Annotated in this window: 20 protein-coding genes; 11 read left to right on the top strand and 9 right to left on the bottom strand. The window is 35.3% G+C overall.

Features of this window, described 5'->3' with window-relative positions; translation table 11 throughout:
- Positions 1-6: 6 nt before the first annotated feature.
- The 9 genes from A1704_RS17010 to A1704_RS16970 all read left to right on the top strand — a co-directional run bounded on the left by A1704_RS17010 (position 7) and on the right by A1704_RS16970 (position 7,477).
- On the top strand, positions 7-435 hold the full coding sequence (locus A1704_RS17010) for an SRPBCC family protein (RefSeq protein WP_062675262.1): 429 nt from the start codon (positions 7-9) through the stop codon (positions 433-435).
- 87 nt (positions 436-522) lie between these two features.
- Positions 523-981: an SRPBCC family protein gene (locus A1704_RS17005; RefSeq protein WP_062675261.1), complete on the top strand. Its 459-nt coding sequence runs from the start codon at positions 523-525 to the stop codon at positions 979-981.
- A 94-nt stretch (positions 982-1,075) separates the two neighbouring features.
- Positions 1,076-1,534: a DoxX family protein gene (locus A1704_RS17000; protein WP_062675260.1), complete on the top strand. Its 459-nt coding sequence runs from the start codon at positions 1,076-1,078 to the stop codon at positions 1,532-1,534.
- A gap of 172 nt (positions 1,535-1,706) precedes the next feature.
- The gene (locus A1704_RS16995) at positions 1,707-3,710 is read left to right on the top strand and encodes a S9 family peptidase (protein WP_062675315.1); all 2,004 of its coding nucleotides are present in this window, start codon (positions 1,707-1,709) and stop codon (positions 3,708-3,710) included.
- Between the two features lie 691 nt (positions 3,711-4,401).
- The gene (locus A1704_RS16990; RefSeq protein ID WP_228406519.1) at positions 4,402-4,956 is read left to right on the top strand and encodes an RNA polymerase sigma factor; all 555 of its coding nucleotides are present in this window, start codon (positions 4,402-4,404) and stop codon (positions 4,954-4,956) included.
- An 11-nt stretch (positions 4,957-4,967) separates the two neighbouring features.
- Positions 4,968-5,300, top strand: coding sequence for a hypothetical protein (locus A1704_RS16985; protein WP_047433535.1), 333 nt, complete (start codon positions 4,968-4,970; stop codon positions 5,298-5,300).
- 92 nt (positions 5,301-5,392) lie between these two features.
- Positions 5,393-5,650, top strand: a complete 258-nt coding sequence (locus tag A1704_RS16980) for a hypothetical protein (protein WP_062675259.1) — start codon at positions 5,393-5,395, stop codon at positions 5,648-5,650.
- 255 nt (positions 5,651-5,905) lie between these two features.
- Complete coding sequence (locus A1704_RS16975; protein ID WP_157885779.1) at positions 5,906-6,439, top strand: SH2 domain-containing protein; 534 nt, start codon at positions 5,906-5,908, stop codon at positions 6,437-6,439.
- 390 nt (positions 6,440-6,829) lie between these two features.
- Entirely contained in the window at positions 6,830-7,477 is a 648-nt protein-coding gene (locus A1704_RS16970) for a J domain-containing protein (protein WP_062675257.1), read from the top strand.
- Position 7,478: 1 nt separating this feature from the next.
- Here A1704_RS16970 and A1704_RS24745 read toward each other — a convergent pair whose 3' ends face one another.
- Positions 7,479-7,628, bottom strand: a complete 150-nt coding sequence (locus tag A1704_RS24745) for a hypothetical protein (protein ID WP_164723264.1) — start codon at positions 7,626-7,628, stop codon at positions 7,479-7,481.
- A gap of 474 nt (positions 7,629-8,102) precedes the next feature.
- Between A1704_RS24745 and gcvP the strand changes: the two genes are divergently transcribed.
- Complete coding sequence (gcvP, locus tag A1704_RS16965) at positions 8,103-10,961, top strand: aminomethyl-transferring glycine dehydrogenase (RefSeq protein WP_062675256.1); 2,859 nt, start codon at positions 8,103-8,105, stop codon at positions 10,959-10,961.
- A 96-nt stretch (positions 10,962-11,057) separates the two neighbouring features.
- Here the strand turns inward: gcvP and A1704_RS16960 are convergent, their stop codons facing one another.
- The 5 genes from A1704_RS16960 to A1704_RS16945 form a co-directional block, all read right to left on the bottom strand.
- Entirely contained in the window at positions 11,058-11,876 is an 819-nt protein-coding gene (locus A1704_RS16960; RefSeq protein ID WP_062675255.1) for a hypothetical protein, read from the bottom strand.
- Between the two features lie 139 nt (positions 11,877-12,015).
- Positions 12,016-12,189, bottom strand: a complete 174-nt coding sequence (locus tag A1704_RS24740; protein WP_167348782.1) for a hypothetical protein — start codon at positions 12,187-12,189, stop codon at positions 12,016-12,018.
- 256 nt (positions 12,190-12,445) lie between these two features.
- Entirely contained in the window at positions 12,446-12,874 is a 429-nt protein-coding gene (locus tag A1704_RS16955) for a hypothetical protein (protein WP_062675254.1), read from the bottom strand.
- A 12-nt stretch (positions 12,875-12,886) separates the two neighbouring features.
- Positions 12,887-13,627 carry a YggS family pyridoxal phosphate-dependent enzyme gene (locus A1704_RS16950; protein ID WP_062675253.1) on the bottom strand — a complete coding sequence of 247 codons (741 nt, stop codon included), beginning with the start codon at positions 13,625-13,627 and terminating at the stop codon, positions 12,887-12,889.
- The gene (locus A1704_RS16945) at positions 13,624-14,343 is read right to left on the bottom strand and encodes an AAA family ATPase (protein ID WP_062675252.1); all 720 of its coding nucleotides are present in this window, start codon (positions 14,341-14,343) and stop codon (positions 13,624-13,626) included. Before A1704_RS16945 ends, A1704_RS16950 begins: the two co-directional genes overlap by 4 nt.
- Before the next feature lie 1,131 nt (positions 14,344-15,474).
- Here A1704_RS16945 and A1704_RS16940 point away from each other — a divergent pair.
- A complete protein-coding gene (locus A1704_RS16940; protein ID WP_062675251.1) occupies positions 15,475-15,810 on the top strand; it encodes a DMT family transporter in 336 nt (111 codons plus the stop codon).
- On the opposite strand, the gene A1704_RS16935 is transcribed toward A1704_RS16940, so the two are convergent.
- The 3 genes from A1704_RS16935 to A1704_RS16925 form a co-directional block, all read right to left on the bottom strand.
- Complete coding sequence (locus A1704_RS16935) at positions 15,807-16,463, bottom strand: glycosyltransferase family 32 protein (protein WP_062675250.1); 657 nt, start codon at positions 16,461-16,463, stop codon at positions 15,807-15,809. The genes A1704_RS16940 and A1704_RS16935 overlap by 4 nt on opposite strands.
- Positions 16,464-16,823: 360 nt before the next feature.
- On the bottom strand, positions 16,824-17,048 hold the full coding sequence (locus A1704_RS16930) for a hypothetical protein (RefSeq protein ID WP_062675249.1): 225 nt from the start codon (positions 17,046-17,048) through the stop codon (positions 16,824-16,826).
- Between the two features lie 7 nt (positions 17,049-17,055).
- Positions 17,056-17,484 carry a hypothetical protein gene (locus tag A1704_RS16925; RefSeq protein ID WP_062675248.1) on the bottom strand — a complete coding sequence of 143 codons (429 nt, stop codon included), beginning with the start codon at positions 17,482-17,484 and terminating at the stop codon, positions 17,056-17,058.
- Between the last annotated feature and the right edge of the window lies 1 nt (position 17,485).

Raw genomic sequence — 17,485 nt, 5'->3', positions numbered from 1 at the left:
AAATATATGGAAAAATTATCATACGAAATAGAGATCAATGCTGAACCTGAAAAAGTATGGAGTGTCCTTTGGGGTGATATTACCTACAGACAATGGACAACAGCATTTACAGAAGGTTCTTTTTATGAAGGAACACTTGAAGAAAATAATATTGTCAAGTTTCTTGATCCGAAAAACAACGGAATGTACAGCAGAGTGGAAAAAATGATCCCCAACGAGGAAATAAAATTTTTGCACCTTGGAGAAATTTATGAAGGCATCGAAGTTCCTCAGGACTGGGGTGAAGCTACAGAGGCTTACTTTCTTGAAGAAAATGAAGAAGGAACTTTACTGAAAACAGAAATTCAGACACCGGCAGAATTTAAAGAATTTTTTGAAGAGAAGTTTCCAAAAGCGATGTCACTCGTTAAACATCTTTCAGAAAATCAGCTGTAAATAATTGAGTTAGAATTAAAGAAAAATCTGTGAGCTTTGAGATTGCTTCACTTTGCTCGTAGTGACCAATTAAAAAAAATGAAATAAATGGAAACCTTATCATACGAAACAGTAATTGATGCTCCCCTTCAGAAAGTCTGGGACATCCTCTGGAGTCCTGAAACATATAGTGAATGGACTAAGTATTTCGGTGCAGGATCTGTTATGAAATCAGACTGGAAGGTAGGTGGGAAAACTTATTTCCTGAATGCACAGGGAGAAGGAATGGTTTCAACCATAGATAGCATGGATGAACCTAACCAAATTGTATTCAAACATCTGGGAATGGTGGATAAAGAGGGAAATGAAGACACCCAGAGTAAAGAAGTCATGGAATGGAACGGAAGTTTTGAGAAATACTTTTTGATAGACTTTGGAGGAAAAACAAAACTTCATGCCGAAGTTCAGGTAGAAAAACAATGGCAGGATCATATGAATACAGGCTTTACAAAAGGATTAATGGTTGTGAAAAGTCTTGCGGAAGGAGTGAGCCTTGGTTCAGTGTGATGAAATTCAATGTTTAATGTTTAAGGTTTAGAGTTGGTTTCTTACCCTGAATACTAATATCTGCTATCTGCCACCTAATATCTACCACCTATAAATGAAATTACTCGTAATACTTTTCGCAACTTTTATTCTGGCTTTGCTGGGGACTTTTTTGTTTCAGGGGAAGCCGGATTTTATATTTTCAGGAAACCTGGGAATGGCTGTTTTTATCATATTTACAGGTTTCTCTCATTTTAAATTTCAAAAGGGAATGGCGATGATGATTCCTGATTTTATTCCTGCCCGAATGTTTTGGGTATATTTTACGGGAGTTCTGGAAATTGCAGCAGGAATTGGATTGATGATCCTGTCAATTCGTGAGATGACAGCAATTTTACTGATCATTTTTTATATACTGGTTTTTATAGCCAATATCAATTCTTCCAGGAATAAGATTAATATTTTTAAAGCCGATTACACCGGTCCGGGAATGAAGTATCTTTATACTCAAAGGATTCCCATGCAGATTATTCTGATCGTCTGGACCTGGTATTTCGGAATTTATTTACACTAAAAAGACAGCCTTTACAGACTGTCTTTTTTATATAATTGAGATTTTTTTAATTAAATGATATAAAATTGTAACATTTTGTAACCTGAATGTGTCTTATTATATAAAATGCATTTGTTTTCTATTGTTTTAAAAATGAGTGCTTTCTATAACTTTAACCTTTAAAACAGAAGTTATGAACCTAAATCACAACATTTTCGGTACAGCCCTTATTGTACTATCCACCATTATGACCAACGCACAGAGTTCTGCTGCCAAACTGCCTGGAGATCCTACTTTGCCATCTTCCAAGGCTAATCTTGAGAAACTGATTTCTTACGACAAAGGAAACTTTAAATACAAAGTCGAAGACTATTTTGCAAGACCTAAAGCTTCAGCATTTAAAATCTCTCCTGACGGGAAATATCTTTCCTATAAAGAAAAAGATCAGGAGAAAAAAAATCATGTCTATGTAAAGGACCTGAGTACAGGAAAAATTACCAAAGCTATTGTAGAAAAAGATGATCTGATAAGAAACTATGGCTGGCTGAACAAAAAACGCCTTTTCTATACACAAGATAGAGGTGGAAATGAAAATATCCACCTGTATGCTACCGATACAGACGGAGGAAATCAAAAGGATTTAACACCATTTGACGGAGTAAAAGTGCAGGCCATTATTCCTATAAAAGATACTGATTTTGTTGTGGTTACCATGAATAAAAACAACAAGCAGATCTTTGAGCCTTTTAAAATCAATTTCGTCACCGGGGAAATGACCCAGCTATATGAAAATAAAGACGTCAACAGCCCTATCGACGATTATCTTTTTGATAAAGACGGAAATCTGAGAGGTTATAGCGTCCTTGAAAACGGATTAACCACAAAAACCTATTATAAAGATCTGCAGACCGGAAAATTCAATCTGATCAAATCTGCAGACTGGTCTGATACCTTCAGTATTATAGAGTTTAATGAAAATTCTAAAAATAAAGATGAAGCGTATGTAGTAACCAATCTGGATAGCGATAAAGCGAGAATTGTACTGTATGATCTGAAGAAGAATACAGTGATTAAAGAGGTTTATTCCAATCCTGTCTATGATGTAAGCTCAATAAGCACGGCGGGTAAAAACAGAAACTATGAGCTTGACTATATCAGCTATGAAGGAACCAAAGGAGAAACGGTTCCGGTAAGTAAATTTTATAAAGAAATACATGACAAATTAAAATCTCAGTTTGGAGACAAGGAATTTGGAATTGTTTCTTCTGATGATAATAATGATAAACTTTTGGTTGTTGTAGGAAGTGACAAGCTGTATGGAACTTATTATGAATACGATACCAAAACCAAGCAGACCAAACTTCTGTATAATCTGATGCCGCAGCTGAAGGAAGAAGACATGGCTGAAATGAGACCTATCGAATTTAAAAGCAGAGACGGATTGACAATCCATGGGTATATTACCCTACCTAAAGCGGCATTGGAAGGTAAAAAAGTTCCTTTGATCGTAAATCCTCACGGCGGTCCTCAGGGAATCAGAGACAGTTGGGGATTTAATCCGGAAACACAGTTGTTTGCAAGCCGTGGATATGCTACGCTTCAGGTTAACTTCAGAATCTCCGGCGGATATGGAAAATCATTCCAGAAAGCGGGTTACAAGCAAATTGGAAGAAAAGCAATGGATGATGTGGAAGACGGAGTAAAATACGCCATTGAACAGGGATGGATAGATAAAGATAAAGTGGCCATTTACGGAGGAAGCCACGGTGGATATGCAACATTGATGGGATTGATCAAAACTCCGGATTTATATGCTTGTGGAGTGGATTATGTAGGTGTATCCAATATCTTTACTTTCTTTGATTCTTTCCCGGAATACTGGAAACCCTACAAAGAAATGGTAAAACAGATCTGGTACGATCTTGATAATCCTGAGGAAGCTAAAATTGCTAAAGAAGTATCTCCTGTGTTTCAGATTGATAAGATTAAGAAACCATTATTTGTAGTACAGGGAGCTAATGACCCAAGGGTTAACATCAATGAATCTGATCAGATTGTAAAAGCAATGCGTGCCAAAGGATTTGAAGTTCCTTATCTTGTAAAATACGATGAAGGACACGGATTTGGAAAAGAGCCGAACAGAATTGAACTCTACAAATCAATGTTGGGATTCTTTGCTGAAAATTTTAATAAGTAAAATATAATTTTATAATGTTTGAAACGGAAGGCTCAGTCTTCCGTTTTTTTTACCATAAAGTCATTGCGAGCAAAGCGAGGCAATCTTATTAAAACTAGAAGTAGTAGAGTTGGAAAACGCAAAGACGCTAAAAATTTTCACAACAATCTGTATATTTTTAAGGCGCAAGGATTTTATCTCCGATAAAATTGAAGACTGCCTATTTTAGTTTTTTAGCTGATTATGTTGACTAAATAGATTTGAGAAGTCCCATGATTAGAAAATAATAAGACAGATCGCTTGCTGAAAATCTCTGATTTTCTTGCGCCTTACAATTATACATTATAACGATAAAAACTTTGTGCCCTTGCGTTTTCCAACAAAAATATTATTTTACAATTTTATCATTCATCATTCATCATTCGTCAATTATCACTCATCACCTTAGCCCCGATAGCAGCGGTTACCCCGGAATACGAGTGGGAGAGTCGGAGGGTAAGAGGGTGGGGTTGTTTAGCGTGAGGAGTATGAGCGGATAGCGGGAAAAAGCTTCTGAAAAATAATTTATGCCTAAGTTGTTGAAAAAAATTATGAAATAAAAACACGATGAATAAAAGAAAAATTGAATTGTAAGAAAAATATTTTAAATTTATTAAAGTAAAACTAAAAGGCTAACCGTCATATCAGTATGGAGGTTGTCGAAAAAATAACAATGCCACAGAAGGAGAAAGAAAGCATCATCTCACAGACCGTTTCCAACTACGGAGGGAAGCTGATGTCTTATATTCGTCCGAAAGTGAAAAACACGGAGGATGCGGAAGATATTCTGCAGGAAGTGTGGTATCAGTTCAGTAGCCTTACGAATCTTTCTGAGATCGTAAACGTTGGGGGCTGGCTGTACAGGGTGACGGCGAATAAGATCACAGACCGTTACCGGAAAAAGAAAACAGAAAATCTTGAAGATTTCGTATATGAAGATGAAGACGGCAGTTTTTCTATCAAGGATATCCTTTTGATGGATGAAAGTGCCGGTCCTGAAGTGAAGATGTTTCAGGATGAGATCTGGAAAAAACTGTTTGAAGCGCTTGATGAACTTCCCGAAAAACAAAGGCTGGTCTACGTAGAAAATGAACTGAACGACAAAACCCTCCAGGAGATCGCCGATGAACAGGGAGAAAACATCAAAACCATCATCAGTAGAAAAAACTATGCTGTGAAGCATTTAAGAAACAGATTGAGAAAATTATACGAAGATTTAAAAAGTTAGAAAAAGAAATTATGAATCATAAACACAAAAAGGGTTGGATTTTTTTATTGCTGTGCCCGCCATTAATTTTAGCTGCCGTTACATGGATTGTCATGATGCTTTGGAACTGCCTTCTTCCGGAGATTTTAGGAGCAAAAACAATTACTTTCTGGCAGGCCATGGGAATACTGATCTTAAGCAAAATTCTTTTCGGAGGTTTCCATTTTGGTAAAGGGGTGAGAGATTTCAAGGAAAGAAAGATGAGAGAAAAAATGGCAGGTTTATCTCCTGAGGAAAGAGAGAAATTTAAAGAAGTCTGGAGAAATAAATGCTCCGGTGGATTCTTCAACAGAAATAACGAATAATCTGAAATTTTTAAAGAAGTAGTAAAGTAAAAATCAGCATTCATTCGTCTCTATAAAAAACAAGAAGTAGTAAAATTTAAAATTTTGAAAAAATGAAAAATTCAGCATTAAAAGGGGCTCTTGGAGCATTAGCCGTTGCAGGTGTAGCCTTAATCGCTAAAAAAGCAATACAAAGAAAAAGATTTATCAAAGGTATTTTTGATGAGTACGGAATCAAAGAAAAGTCACCTTTCGGACTGGCAGATAAGATCAGGGAAATGAGTGATGAAGACTATCAGGAACTGAAAGGGAAATTCAAAAAAGAATTTCATTCAAGATGCTGCAAAAAGGATAATATGTGTGAAGCATAAGAAAAGTAAAAAACTAAATTGAAATTGTTACATTCCGGCTCGGGAAGCGAAGCTTCCCGAGCCGGAATTTTTACATAAAATAGTCCCAGTAAAGGCTTTTTAACACTATATTTGTTTCTTTCTAATTAAAAGCTATTTCCGGTTATGATGAGGTTTACAAATGTTTTTATTATCGTATTTTCATTTTTTTCGATCATATTGTTTGGGCAAAAGTCACAACAAAAACAATATATTTTCTTTTTACATAATAAATTTTTGGAAGATCATTCTTTTGAGGAAAAACATCCGAAATATGGTGTTGCAGAATATGAGACAATACTCAATAAGCTAAAGGATAAAAATACGATTCTCATTTCTGAGAAAAGAAAAACGGACACAGATCCGTCAGCGTATGCTGAAAAAGTAAAAAAGCAGATTGACAGCCTGATAAAAAAGGGAATTCCTGCCGGAAGAATAACAGTGGTAGGAACTTCTCAGGGAGGTTATATTGCACAATATGTCTCTTATTATGAAAAGAATCCACAATTGAAATTTGTCTTCATCGGAGCTAGTTTCAAAGATGATTCTCTGGAAAAAGATAAAAATTTCAGATTGTATGGAAGGATTCTTTCCATTACGGAGAAATCAGATGACGGACATGTGCCGATGTCGTATGAACAGCGGTTCGTCAGATCCCACTTAAAAGATTTTAAAGAAATAGAGCTTAATACGGGATTGAATCATGGCTTTCTTTTCAAAGCACTCAATGAGTGGATTGCTCCCACTAAGGATTGGATTTCCCGTAAGTAATTACGGTCGGTCTATTACCGTTCAGTTCTTATGATTGAATTTACTACGAAATGATCTGCGTAATTTACGGCATCTGTGGGAAATACCTTGAATATAAAGTTGAGATTCCTTGCTTTGCTCGGAATGACAAAGGGGCTGTTGAACTCATTCAATTCATGTATTTGTTGAGAAGTACAGTTTTATCGGGGATAAAATCTTTGCGCCTTAAAAATATGAAGGTATCTGTAAAAAAAACTTAGCGTCCTTGCGTTTTTCAACCAATAAATTATGAGAGATATTGAGATTTCTTCACCTTCAATCCACAATGACTTTTTGATCTATACTTCCAACAAAATTTTACCGTAAACATCAAACGCAAAGAAAAATAAATCCTTATTTTTGTATTGCTCAATGAAAGATTACTACTATTTTCTCGGTATATCACAGGATGCTTCAGAAGAAGACGTCAAAAAAGCCTATCGTAAACTGTCCTTAAAATATCATCCAGATAAAAATGACAATGATGACTTTTTTGCGGACCGTTTCCGTGAGATTCAGGAGGCTTATGAAACCTTAAGTGATCGCTCACTGAGACGTACTTATGATCAGAATTTAGAAAACCATCAGCGAAGTTTCAGGTATAATATTCCGCCAACCATCAAAACTTTTACAGCGAATAAAATTCATGCGAAAAAAGGAGAGGAAATTATCATCAACTGGCAGACGAGTAATGCCGATGTGGTGAAAGTATTGCCTTTCGGATTAGAAAAGCCGTATGGAGAGAGGATCTTTAAGATCACAGAATTTAAAGACGGAAAATTCCAGCTTCTGCTTCATGCAACGAATTCTCTTTTGCACAAAACGGTTGTTCAGGGAATTACCATCACAGAAGTTTTTGAAAACGATTCTGAAAAGTTCAAAAGTTCGGTGGAAGAAATGTTTAAGCCGCAGCCCGTAACAAGAATAAACAAGTCGGGTCAGCCTAAGATAATGATGCTGATCTGGGGAATTATTATTCTGGCAATTGCGATCTATATGCTGATCAAAAATTTCAGCTAGTTTATGCCATTTTCTTTCTTCCCGGGCATTTTTTACATCTTTTTCCCTTCTTGAATTTTTTACAGCATGATTTCTTTTCACAGAACATCTCTTCGTTATTGAATGAGTAAGGTGCCAATGGCGGAACTTTAAATGGGACAATCATATTCATGCTGCAAATATATTAATTTAGAATAAATATAATTAATAAAATTTCATAAAATTCTTACAACCTGATGAATAGCAGTTGAAAATTACTTTAAAAGAGTTTTAATAGAATTAAATTTGAATGACAGACACTTTCAGTAGAAGTATAAAAATAGATGTTGAATACATTATATTTTTAAAAAAAATCGTTTAATATATTCAATAATAAGAGTGAGATTTATTGATTATATACACTAATTTAATAATGTATAAAGAACTTAATTATATAGAAATCGATGGTATTTCTTGTGTATTATGTATGGAATAATGGTTATTGTTGATGAAATTAATGTTAACCTTATCATAATTTACGAAATGCAAATTGTGAGAAATATCACAAATAGATGTGTGAATTATCACCTCCTTGGTACTCTTGTGAAATCATTCAAAAAATTGTAATTTTACCCATCTTTTTACAAACAAAATCTAATAAATAAAAATGAATACAGAACAGTTTGTGAGCCGTCACATTTCCCTTAATGAAGCCGATAAACAGGCGATGTTGGAAAAACTTGGCGTTTCTAGTATTGAAGAGTTAATTTCTCAGACCATCCCTTCTTCTATCCGTTTAGAGAAAGATCTTGAGATCTCGGAACCACTTTCTGAATACGAAATGTTGAACCACTCAAAGGAATTGGCATCTAAAAATACTGATTACACAAGTTATATCGGATTCGGATACCACAATACACTTTTACCTTCAGCAATCCAGAGAAATATTTTTGAAAACCCTAGCTGGTATACGGCATATACTCCATACCAGGCTGAAATTGCACAGGGAAGACTTGAAGCTCTTCTTAATTTCCAGACTGTAGTATGTGATCTTACTGGTTTTGCATTAGCCAATGCCTCTTTGTTGGATGAATCTACTGCTGCTGCTGAAGCAATGCACATGTTCTTCAACAACAGATCTAAAGACCAGAAAAAAGCAGGAGCTAATAAGTTCTTTATTTCTGACCTTGTGCTTCCTCAAACAGTTTCTGTATTAAAAACAAAAGCTGAAGGATTAGAAATCGAAATTGTAGTGGGAGATCATAAAACTCACCAGTTGGATGCTTCTTATTACGGTATTTTATTACAGTATCCTGGTAAAAACGGAATCGTTTTAGACTATACAGAAGATATTGTAGAATATAAAAAACTTGATCTTCAGGTAGCGGTTGCTTGTGATCCGATGGCTTTGGTTAAGCTAAAGTCTCCTGCAGAAATGGGTGCTGACTGTGCCGTAGGAACTACGCAGAGATTCGGTATTCCATTAGGATACGGAGGTCCTCACGCAGCTTTCTTTGCTTGTAGAGAAGAGTATAAAAGAGATATTCCTGGAAGAATCATCGGGGTTTCTCAGGATATGTATGGAAGACGTGCTTTAAGAATGGCATTACAGACGAGAGAGCAGCACATCAAAAGAGAGAAAGCTACTTCAAACATCTGTACAGCTCAGGTTCTTTTAGCAGTAATGGCCGGTATGTATGCGGTTTACCACGGACCAAAAGGATTAAACTATATCGCTGATCAGATTCACTTTAAAGCAAATGCTTTGAAAAACGGTCTTAAAGCATTAGGATATCAGGTAGTAGAAGAGCCAATCTTCGATACTGTGAAAATCACTATGGCTGAAGATGAGAAAGCAAGATTGGTAAGACTGATGCTTGATCACAGATTAAACTTAAACTATTTCACAGAAGGAGTAGTCAGCATTGCGATCAACGAAAGTACAACATTAGAGAAATTAAACTATCTGATGGCTTCTTTCGCTCAGTTCAAAGACAAGCAGACTTTCAAATTAGAAATCAAAGAAGGATACAGTATTCCGGAAGAAAACTTAAGAAAAGACGAAATTCTTACAGAATCAGTATTCAACAAATACCATACGGAAACAGAATTGATGCGTTACATCAAGCGTCTTGAGAGAAAAGATTTATCATTGACTCATTCAATGATTTCTTTAGGATCTTGTACCATGAAACTAAACGCAGCCACTCAGATGTTACCACTTTCATGGGAAAACTGGGGCGCAATTCACCCATTCGTACCTGTAAATCAGGCTGAAGGATATCAGGAAATGATCCGTGAACTGGAGAAAGACTTAGCAGAAATTACAGGTTTTGCAGGAACTTCACTTCAGCCAAACTCCGGAGCACAAGGAGAATATGCAGGATTAATGGTGATCAGAGAATACCATATTTCAAGAGGAGACCACCACAGAAATGTAGTATTGATCCCTCAGTCTGCACACGGTACCAACCCGGCTTCTGCTGCAATGGCAGGAATGAAAATCGTAGTGGTGAAAAACCTTGAAAACGGAGAAATCGACTTCGAAGATCTTAAAGCTAAAACAGAACTTCATTCAGCGAATTTATCTGCTGTAATGATCACTTATCCTTCTACTTACGGATTCTTTGATGCTAATATTAAAGAAATTACCAACCTTATCCACGAGCACGGAGGACAAGTATATATGGATGGTGCAAACATGAACGCTCAGGTAGGATTTACAAGTCCTGGAAACATCGGAGCAGACGTTTGCCACCTTAACCTTCACAAAACTTTCGCAATTCCTCACGGAGGCGGAGGTCCTGGAGTAGGTCCAATCTGTGTTGCTAAACACTTAGTACCTTTCCTTCCTTCTAACGCGAACATCAGAATCGGTTCCAAAGAAGCTATTGAAGGTATTTCTGCTGCACCTTACGGTTCAGGATTAATCCTTAATATTTCTTACGCTTACATCAAGATGTTAGGAACAGAAGGTCTTAAAAAGGCTACAGGACATGCCATCATGAATGCTAACTACCTGAAAGAAATTTTAGCAGAGCATTTCCCAATCTTATATTCCAACGAAAACGGAAGAGTAGCTCACGAATGTATCGTAGACTTCCGTCAGTTCAAGTCTTTAGGAATTGAAGTAGCTGATGTGGCGAAGAGATTAATGGATTATGGTTTCCATGCTCCTACCGTTTCTTTCCCGGTTGCAGGTACATTAATGATTGAGCCTACAGAATCTGAAAGCAAGGCTGAAATTGATCGTTTTGCAGAAGCGTTGATCTCTATCAAAAAAGAAATCGATGAAATTGCAAACGGTGAAGCAGATGCTACCAACAACGTATTGAAAAATGCTCCTCATACAGAACAGCTGGTAATCTCTGATTCTTGGGATAAACCATACAGCAGAGAAAAGGCAGCTTATCCGTTAGAGTGGGTAAGAGACCACAAATTCTTCGCTTCTGTATCAAGAGTAGACGAAGCATACGGAGACAGAAACTTAGTATGTACTTGTGAGCCTATTGAAGCTTATATGTAATCTCAGTTTTTTAACGATAAAAAAGATCCCTTTCAGCAATGAGAGGGATTTTTGTTTTTATAGTCATTGCGAGCGTAGCGAAGCAGTCTCAATTTTCTATTTCTCTCTATAATCTCCTTTTGGCTTAAAATGTCCTGTTTTTTGATCGTAAAGAAAAATATATTCTACAGGAATTTTTTTGTAAGGATTATCAACAGAATATTTGATTTCTCTGCCATCTATTGTTAGATTGTCATACCAGAATCCATCCGGTGTTCGCCTCTGGATCAATACAAGTTTTCCTGTGAAAGCAATATCATTAAATCCGTCATTATTGTAGTCTTTAATTTTTAATTGCAGCTCATACGGTTCATAAATTTTGTTGTCTTCATGAGCATCATATGTTCTGACGTTACCCCTATAGATATCTTCTAAAGAGTCTGCTGTTATTTTGTAAATTTCATGACCTCCGTTTCCATGTGCTGTGACCGAGGTTGCCAGTAAGTATGGATTTTGTTTTGGGAAAATAGAAACAAATTCATACCGTTCTGCTGATAAAATTTTAACAAGCTTCCCTTCTTGTGTTAATAAGAGTTGATTTTTCCAGGGATATTCAGAATTTGGTCCTGTCTTCCAGTCGTATTCAACAAAGTAATACTCCTGATCTGAACCATTGATTTTCACCTTTTTGAATACCGTTATCTTTTCACCTTTTTGCTGAACAGGACTTTCATGAACATGGAGATCAAAAGCTTGCTGAAGATTTTTGATAAATTTTGAAGAGTCTTTAATTAAAGGATAATCCACAAGATATTCAAGCGGGATAGACATTGTAAGGTTGGGATTCTCTTTGTCTGTCTGTTGAACATTTTCTTTTTTGTGAGTACAATTCAAAATGAGCAAAGGTAAAAATGCTGATAGGAATGTTCTTTTCATTAGGGTTATTAGTTACGAAAGAGAAATTTTTTGAAATTTATTATATTTTAATGAAATGCCAGTCATTTAATTTAAAATTTTTAAAACAAAATCACCTCCCAAAAATCGAGAGGTGTCTTAGTATTTAAATTCCGGTTTGTTATCTTCGTTTAAAGCTATAAGCAAGCAAAATAGCTACGCCCATAGTAACGCAGGTTATAATTGAAATGGTTTCAATGGAAATTCCACTTTTCATCTGTGTGTTTTCTTTTTCACATGAAAAAAAGAATAATAATGTCATGAACAGACATACCGATAGTAATTTTTTATCCATAAATGTATTTGTTTGGTTACGAAATATTTACAGCAAAAAGTATACCGAATTTATAGACTAAGGAATGGGTTTATTGACTTGTCCTTATAGTTAATACCTGGGATTAATGATTAACAAAGGTTTTTCTTATTACTAGCCCTTCGACAGGCTCAGGGGGACAACCGAATACCTAACGAAATTTTTAAGCGTTGTCAGGCTGAGCCTGTCGAAGCCGGTATTTTACTAAAGAGATAGGTTTTTACTGCTTAATTTTCGGTTAAATTTTGGAAACGTTATCTATTACCAAAATATAATGACAATAATGTATAATGATACCGGCAATGAAAAGAAGAGAAGCTATTAGTATCTCAGTAGTCAGGTGATTTAGGATAAAATGCAGGATCAGGAAAAGTACAGCGGAATAGATCAGGGAAAATACTATAGAATAAAATGCTTTTGTTTTGTAGGTAAGAATTCTTGTATTTTCGTTGTAGTAGAAGTATTCTTTGCCAGGTGAGAAAACTAATGGGGATTTGTTGGCAAAATCAAGTTTAAACATTTTGTTTTCACCTATGATGGTGCCGTCAGCAGGAACAATATCAGTTAAGCCCCTTTCTGTGATTGAATGACATACTGCATCAGTGACATTTTTAAACGTTTTGCTATCTTTTATTTCTCTCTCAAAATTATAAGTAAATGGGAACATATAGTTGTAAACTTAGTTATTTGTTTTTCCTTCATCCCAATAGTAACTGTCCGGGTAGATTCTCGCTCCAAAAACGGCAGTTCCCACCCGTACAATGGTGGCGCCTTCTTCAATGGCTGTTTCCAGATCGCTGCTCATTCCCATGGAAAGCTCTTTCATTTCTACGTTGGGGATATTTCCGGTGATGATGTCCTGCTGAAGTTTTTTCAGGATTTTAAAGCATGCTCTTACTTTCTCAGTTTCAGCACTGAATAAGCCGATGGTCATCAATCCCTTTATCTTTAAAGTAGAGTAGTTGGAAATCTTTCGGGTAAGTTCAATAGCCTGATCAGGATTAACTCCAAATTTGCTTTCTTCATTGGATGTATTCACCTGAATTAAAACATCCATCGTTCTGTTTTCAGTCAAAAGTCTTTGATGAAGTTTTTCAGCAAGTTCCAGTCGATCCAGAGACTGGACGCAGGTAACATCGTATTTCAGAATATCTTTGATTTTATTGGTCTGAAGATGGCCGATAAAATGATTTTCATGGGGAATGTCTTTCAGGTCTTCATATTTCTCCTTCAATTCCTGTACCTTGTTTTCTGCGATTAATTCCTGTCCGTTCTCCAAAGCAATTTTGATACGGTCTGCAGAAACAGTTTTCGTAGCCAGTAATAATCTGACTTCATTACTGTTTCTTCCGGATTGCTCACAAGACCTTTTTATCCGATCATTGATCAAAGCGAGATTGTGTAGGATGTCTTCTTTCATGATGAGATGGTTTCTTTGGCTTCCAGCTTTTTAATTAAAGCCGCTTTCACGGCTGTTAAAGCATAATCTTTAGCTTCAGCAAAAGAAATGGAATATTTCCTTTCAATAGTTTGCATATCTTCAGGAAACTGAGCTAATAACTGATTGTAGAATGTATCCAGAATTTCTGTGGAAGGCATTTCATAATTAATTTTTAGCTGGAAACGTCTTAGAAGAGCGGTGTCAATAATCTCAGGATGATTGGTGGCACAGATTAAAAGCGCATTTTCAGGATAATAATCAATCAGCTGAATCAAAGTATTAACCAATCTTCTCATTTCGCCCACATCTTTATCATCGCTGCCCCTTGCTTTCCCGATCTGATCCAGTTCATCAAGGAATAATACCGATCTTTCTCTGGCGGCTTTATCAAAAATCATTTTAATATTCTGTGACGTTTCTCCAATGCGAGACGAAACAATATTACTAAGATTTAAAATAATAATATTTTTTCCAAGGGCATTGGCAATGGCCTTGGCTGTCATTGTTTTTCCACATCCGGAACTTCCTTCAAGTAAAATCTTATGGTTAACCGGCAAGCCATACTCCTGGAGCTCTTTAACGTAATTATGCTCTTTAATAAGCTGTACAAGCTGTTCTCTGTTGTTGGCATTAAGAAATACTTCGTTAAGATTTACCTGTTCTTTATCTTGAATAATAAGGTTGTACAGATTCATGATGATTAATGATTATTGAATAAACAAAGATAAAGCTTTATTGAATGTTAAAAAGAATCCTGAAAAATAATAAATACCTGGTCCAACGTATACTGAATGATAAATAATAAATAATAAATGATGCTGGTATTAGCAACAATCTGTGAAAGTCTGATCAGTGGGAAAAAGACTATAAAAAAAGAAAAGCCGGACTTGCGGCCGGCTTTTCTCATTTGGATATTAAAATTTGTTATGAAACTAAGATCTTTCTGCTTATGTTTTTGGGCCCTTTTACCCGATGGTAAAAGAGCAATCCGATCTCTCAGATTAAAAACATAAAACAATATAATTAGTATAGATTTTCTATAGGCTTGTTTTGTTTTAAGATTAGTTTCTTTCTCTTCTTACTGTCATGAAATATGAAGTAATTACGACTAAACCTGTTGCGATACCGATATAAGTTATCATTTTGTATTATTTTTAATTATTTGAATTTTTTTTATCAATCTTTCAATTGCAATATTACTACTTTCAAATCATGTGCCAAAGTAAAACACTATGATGTTTATCAGTGTATTACGGTGTTTTGTGTTCATGTATTAGTGAATTTTTGTTTACAATAAATTAATGTATTATTTGAAATTTATTAATACTTTTATTATTCTATCTGTAAAATCATGTGAATGTGTTAACCGTTTATTGACTTCTATATTGGAGTTGATAAAACAAATAATAAATAATGCTTAGCATAATATTGTTTTAAAGTGTAATTTTTGAACTTTAATTTTTCACCTCAAACAGATTTTTATGTTAATAAAATTTATTCTTTGCTCTGATTTTTATACTGGAATTTTTGTCAGCTGTCACATTTCATGTCATAGAGAAATATTATTTTATGCCAGAAATGAAAATAAATTTGTCTGATGACCGATTTATTTCAGATCAATAAAGCCCACATCATAAAAATAAATGGGCTTGAAAATAAGATGATTAATGATATTTAGGCTCCCATGAAAATTATGGATGTTTCGAAAGAGCAGACCTTTCATGGATGAGATAAACATTTCTTGTCCTGCGAATAGAGAGAGGTGAGAGAATTCTCTTTTTGAATTCCCAGGAGGCTTTTACTACTTTTGCAGAAAGAATGAATTTATGGGACACAGTTATATTTTTCTTGCACTGGCAATTGTATTTGAGATTATTGCCACGACTTTTCTGAAAAAGTCTGAGGAATTTTCTAAACTCTGGCCATCAGTAGTGACAGTTGTTGGTTATGCCTGTGCATTTTATTTTTTGAGTCTTACCCTTCGCCACATCCCCGTAGGAATTACCTACGCCATCTGGTCCGGAGTAGGTATTATTTTTATAACGATGATTGGAGTGATAGCATTCAAGCAGGTTCCAGATCTGCCTGCTATTATCGGGATTGCCCTGATTGTAATTGGTGTGATTATTATTAATGTGTTCTCAAAGATGGGAACTCATTAAAAAATAATTTCCTGATGCTTCTGCTTCTGTTTCCAGTGCTGGGATCTTGTTTTGTATAAAAAGAACTTTCCCAGTTTATATTTGAATTTTAAATATCCTCTGAACTCAATGCCGTTAAATAATGTAAAAGGAATGGTCGGATTTTCCTTTAATGATTCCCTTATTCCTTTACTGAATACGGTAGGACCTGTAGTAGCATGGATATTATGTGGATAGCGGTGAGTGTCTATGTTATCAATCATCAATTCTAATGTCTTCTTAAGAAAAGGATGGTTTTTATTGAAAATAAGAGCCCATTGAACATACAGATTTTCGTGTCTTTCTACACTGATCACAGCTTCATCATCTTCCTGAATAAGTTTTTCAAACGGTTTGATAGTGCTGCTGTCTATATCCAGGTATATTCCTCCTTTTTTATATAAAATAGCATACCTGAAGAAATCTGCTTTTGCCGCTCCAATAGTCAGTTTACGGTAGCTTTTGATATATTCTGGAGGAAATTCTTCGGTGATAAACTTCTCTATATCCTGGTCATCATAGAAAAAATAGCGGTATTCCGGATTTTTCCTTTTCATATTCCAGATGTGATACCTTGTAATCAAAGGAAGTTTTTTAGTTATAAAAGTCTGAAATATTTGTTTGGGTACTGCCATTTTCTTTTTTTAAAGTATATTCTTATGTAAAAACCGGAATCATTTTTTCATCAGCAATGTGTAGCAGTAATAAGATTTTTCCTGAAATAGAGAGTTACCTATCTTTGAAATAGCTTATGCTTAGCTGGAGATTTGATTCTATTTTAGACGAATGGTTAAATAATGTGGAGAATAATTTTAATTTTTTTTTAATCTCTCGATGGAGGAAGTTCAGGAATAAGGTGTGATATTGTAAAATCGGATGGTATTTTAAATTTATTTTACCCTCGGTCTTTCAAAAGGGTTATAAGAAATTTCAATATTGAAATAGAGTGAAGGTTTCGTTCCTGATCGAAGTATAACGGTAGCTCAATGCAGTACTCAAAAACCAGCCTCCGGCAAATCCTGACCTTTTAACTGTGAAGAAAAAGAAGATGGGGTTATCAAAGTCAAAGTATATTCAATATTGAAGTTCCGTGACTGCGGGATTTTATCCGCAAAGAATGCACGGACCTTCAAAGGGAATACTATCCTTTTTTGAGCATAAATAATGTTTTTAAAAGGAAGAATTGCCAGGGGAACAATTACTCTTCTCAATGTTTTCATCGGTAGTTTATTTTAAAGGCTGAATAATAGATTGGAAAAAGCTGAAGGTAAAAATTCTTTCATAGAAGATATCCAGACTGTTTTCAATAATGGCATCCGTATAGCACGCAGTATCCTGAACAAAGGTTTCCTCTACAAAAACAAACCAGAGTTCTGATAATCCGTATCTTCTTCTAAACTCTTCAGAGGCATTGCTGTCAGGTACAGCAGAATGTTTAAGGTCACAAAACAGAATACCTTTTTTCTCTCCTTCATGTTCTACAATATTAATAGAATGGTGGAGGTAGCTGAGAATTTTCATTTCCGAATCAAAACATTCTATAAAATGATGCAGATCAATGAGCTGTATTACTTTTTCTTCCTGTTGAGATTCTGTCATAAAAAAGCACTCTAGAGATATTTCCTGAGTGAGTTCTTGAAAGACTGTTAATTCCATA

Origin of the sequence: Chryseobacterium cucumeris, from assembly GCF_001593385.1 — a bacterium.
Classification (GTDB): Bacteria; Bacteroidota; Bacteroidia; order Flavobacteriales; family Weeksellaceae; genus Chryseobacterium; species Chryseobacterium cucumeris.
This window is presented reverse-complemented; position numbering and strand designations above follow the sequence as displayed.

Bases quoted from the DNA above. Each gene is read 5' to 3' on its own strand.
- A1704_RS17010 (WP_062675262.1), top strand. From the start codon at position 7: ATGGAAAAATTATCATACGAAATAGAGATCAATGCTGAACCTGAAAAA.
- A1704_RS17005 (WP_062675261.1), top strand. From the start codon at position 523: ATGGAAACCTTATCATACGAAACAGTAATTGATGCTCCCCTTCAGAAA.
- A1704_RS17000 (WP_062675260.1), top strand. From the start codon at position 1,076: ATGAAATTACTCGTAATACTTTTCGCAACTTTTATTCTGGCTTTGCTG.
- A1704_RS16995 (WP_062675315.1), top strand. From the start codon at position 1,707: ATGAACCTAAATCACAACATTTTCGGTACAGCCCTTATTGTACTATCC.
- A1704_RS16990 (WP_228406519.1), top strand. From the start codon at position 4,402: ATGCCACAGAAGGAGAAAGAAAGCATCATCTCACAGACCGTTTCCAAC.
- A1704_RS16985 (WP_047433535.1), top strand. From the start codon at position 4,968: ATGAATCATAAACACAAAAAGGGTTGGATTTTTTTATTGCTGTGCCCG.
- A1704_RS16980 (WP_062675259.1), top strand. From the start codon at position 5,393: ATGAAAAATTCAGCATTAAAAGGGGCTCTTGGAGCATTAGCCGTTGCA.
- A1704_RS16970 (WP_062675257.1), top strand. From the start codon at position 6,830: ATGAAAGATTACTACTATTTTCTCGGTATATCACAGGATGCTTCAGAA.
- A1704_RS24745 (WP_164723264.1), bottom strand. From the start codon at position 7,628: ATGAATATGATTGTCCCATTTAAAGTTCCGCCATTGGCACCTTACTCA.
- gcvP (WP_062675256.1), top strand. From the start codon at position 8,103: ATGAATACAGAACAGTTTGTGAGCCGTCACATTTCCCTTAATGAAGCC.
- A1704_RS16960 (WP_062675255.1), bottom strand. From the start codon at position 11,876: ATGAAAAGAACATTCCTATCAGCATTTTTACCTTTGCTCATTTTGAAT.
- A1704_RS24740 (WP_167348782.1), bottom strand. From the start codon at position 12,189: ATGGATAAAAAATTACTATCGGTATGTCTGTTCATGACATTATTATTC.
- A1704_RS16955 (WP_062675254.1), bottom strand. From the start codon at position 12,874: ATGTTCCCATTTACTTATAATTTTGAGAGAGAAATAAAAGATAGCAAA.
- A1704_RS16950 (WP_062675253.1), bottom strand. From the start codon at position 13,627: ATGAAAGAAGACATCCTACACAATCTCGCTTTGATCAATGATCGGATA.
- A1704_RS16945 (WP_062675252.1), bottom strand. From the start codon at position 14,343: ATGAATCTGTACAACCTTATTATTCAAGATAAAGAACAGGTAAATCTT.
- A1704_RS16940 (WP_062675251.1), top strand. From the start codon at position 15,475: ATGGGACACAGTTATATTTTTCTTGCACTGGCAATTGTATTTGAGATT.
- A1704_RS16935 (WP_062675250.1), bottom strand. From the start codon at position 16,463: ATGGCAGTACCCAAACAAATATTTCAGACTTTTATAACTAAAAAACTT.
- A1704_RS16930 (WP_062675249.1), bottom strand. From the start codon at position 17,048: ATGAAAACATTGAGAAGAGTAATTGTTCCCCTGGCAATTCTTCCTTTT.
- A1704_RS16925 (WP_062675248.1), bottom strand. From the start codon at position 17,484: ATGGAATTAACAGTCTTTCAAGAACTCACTCAGGAAATATCTCTAGAG.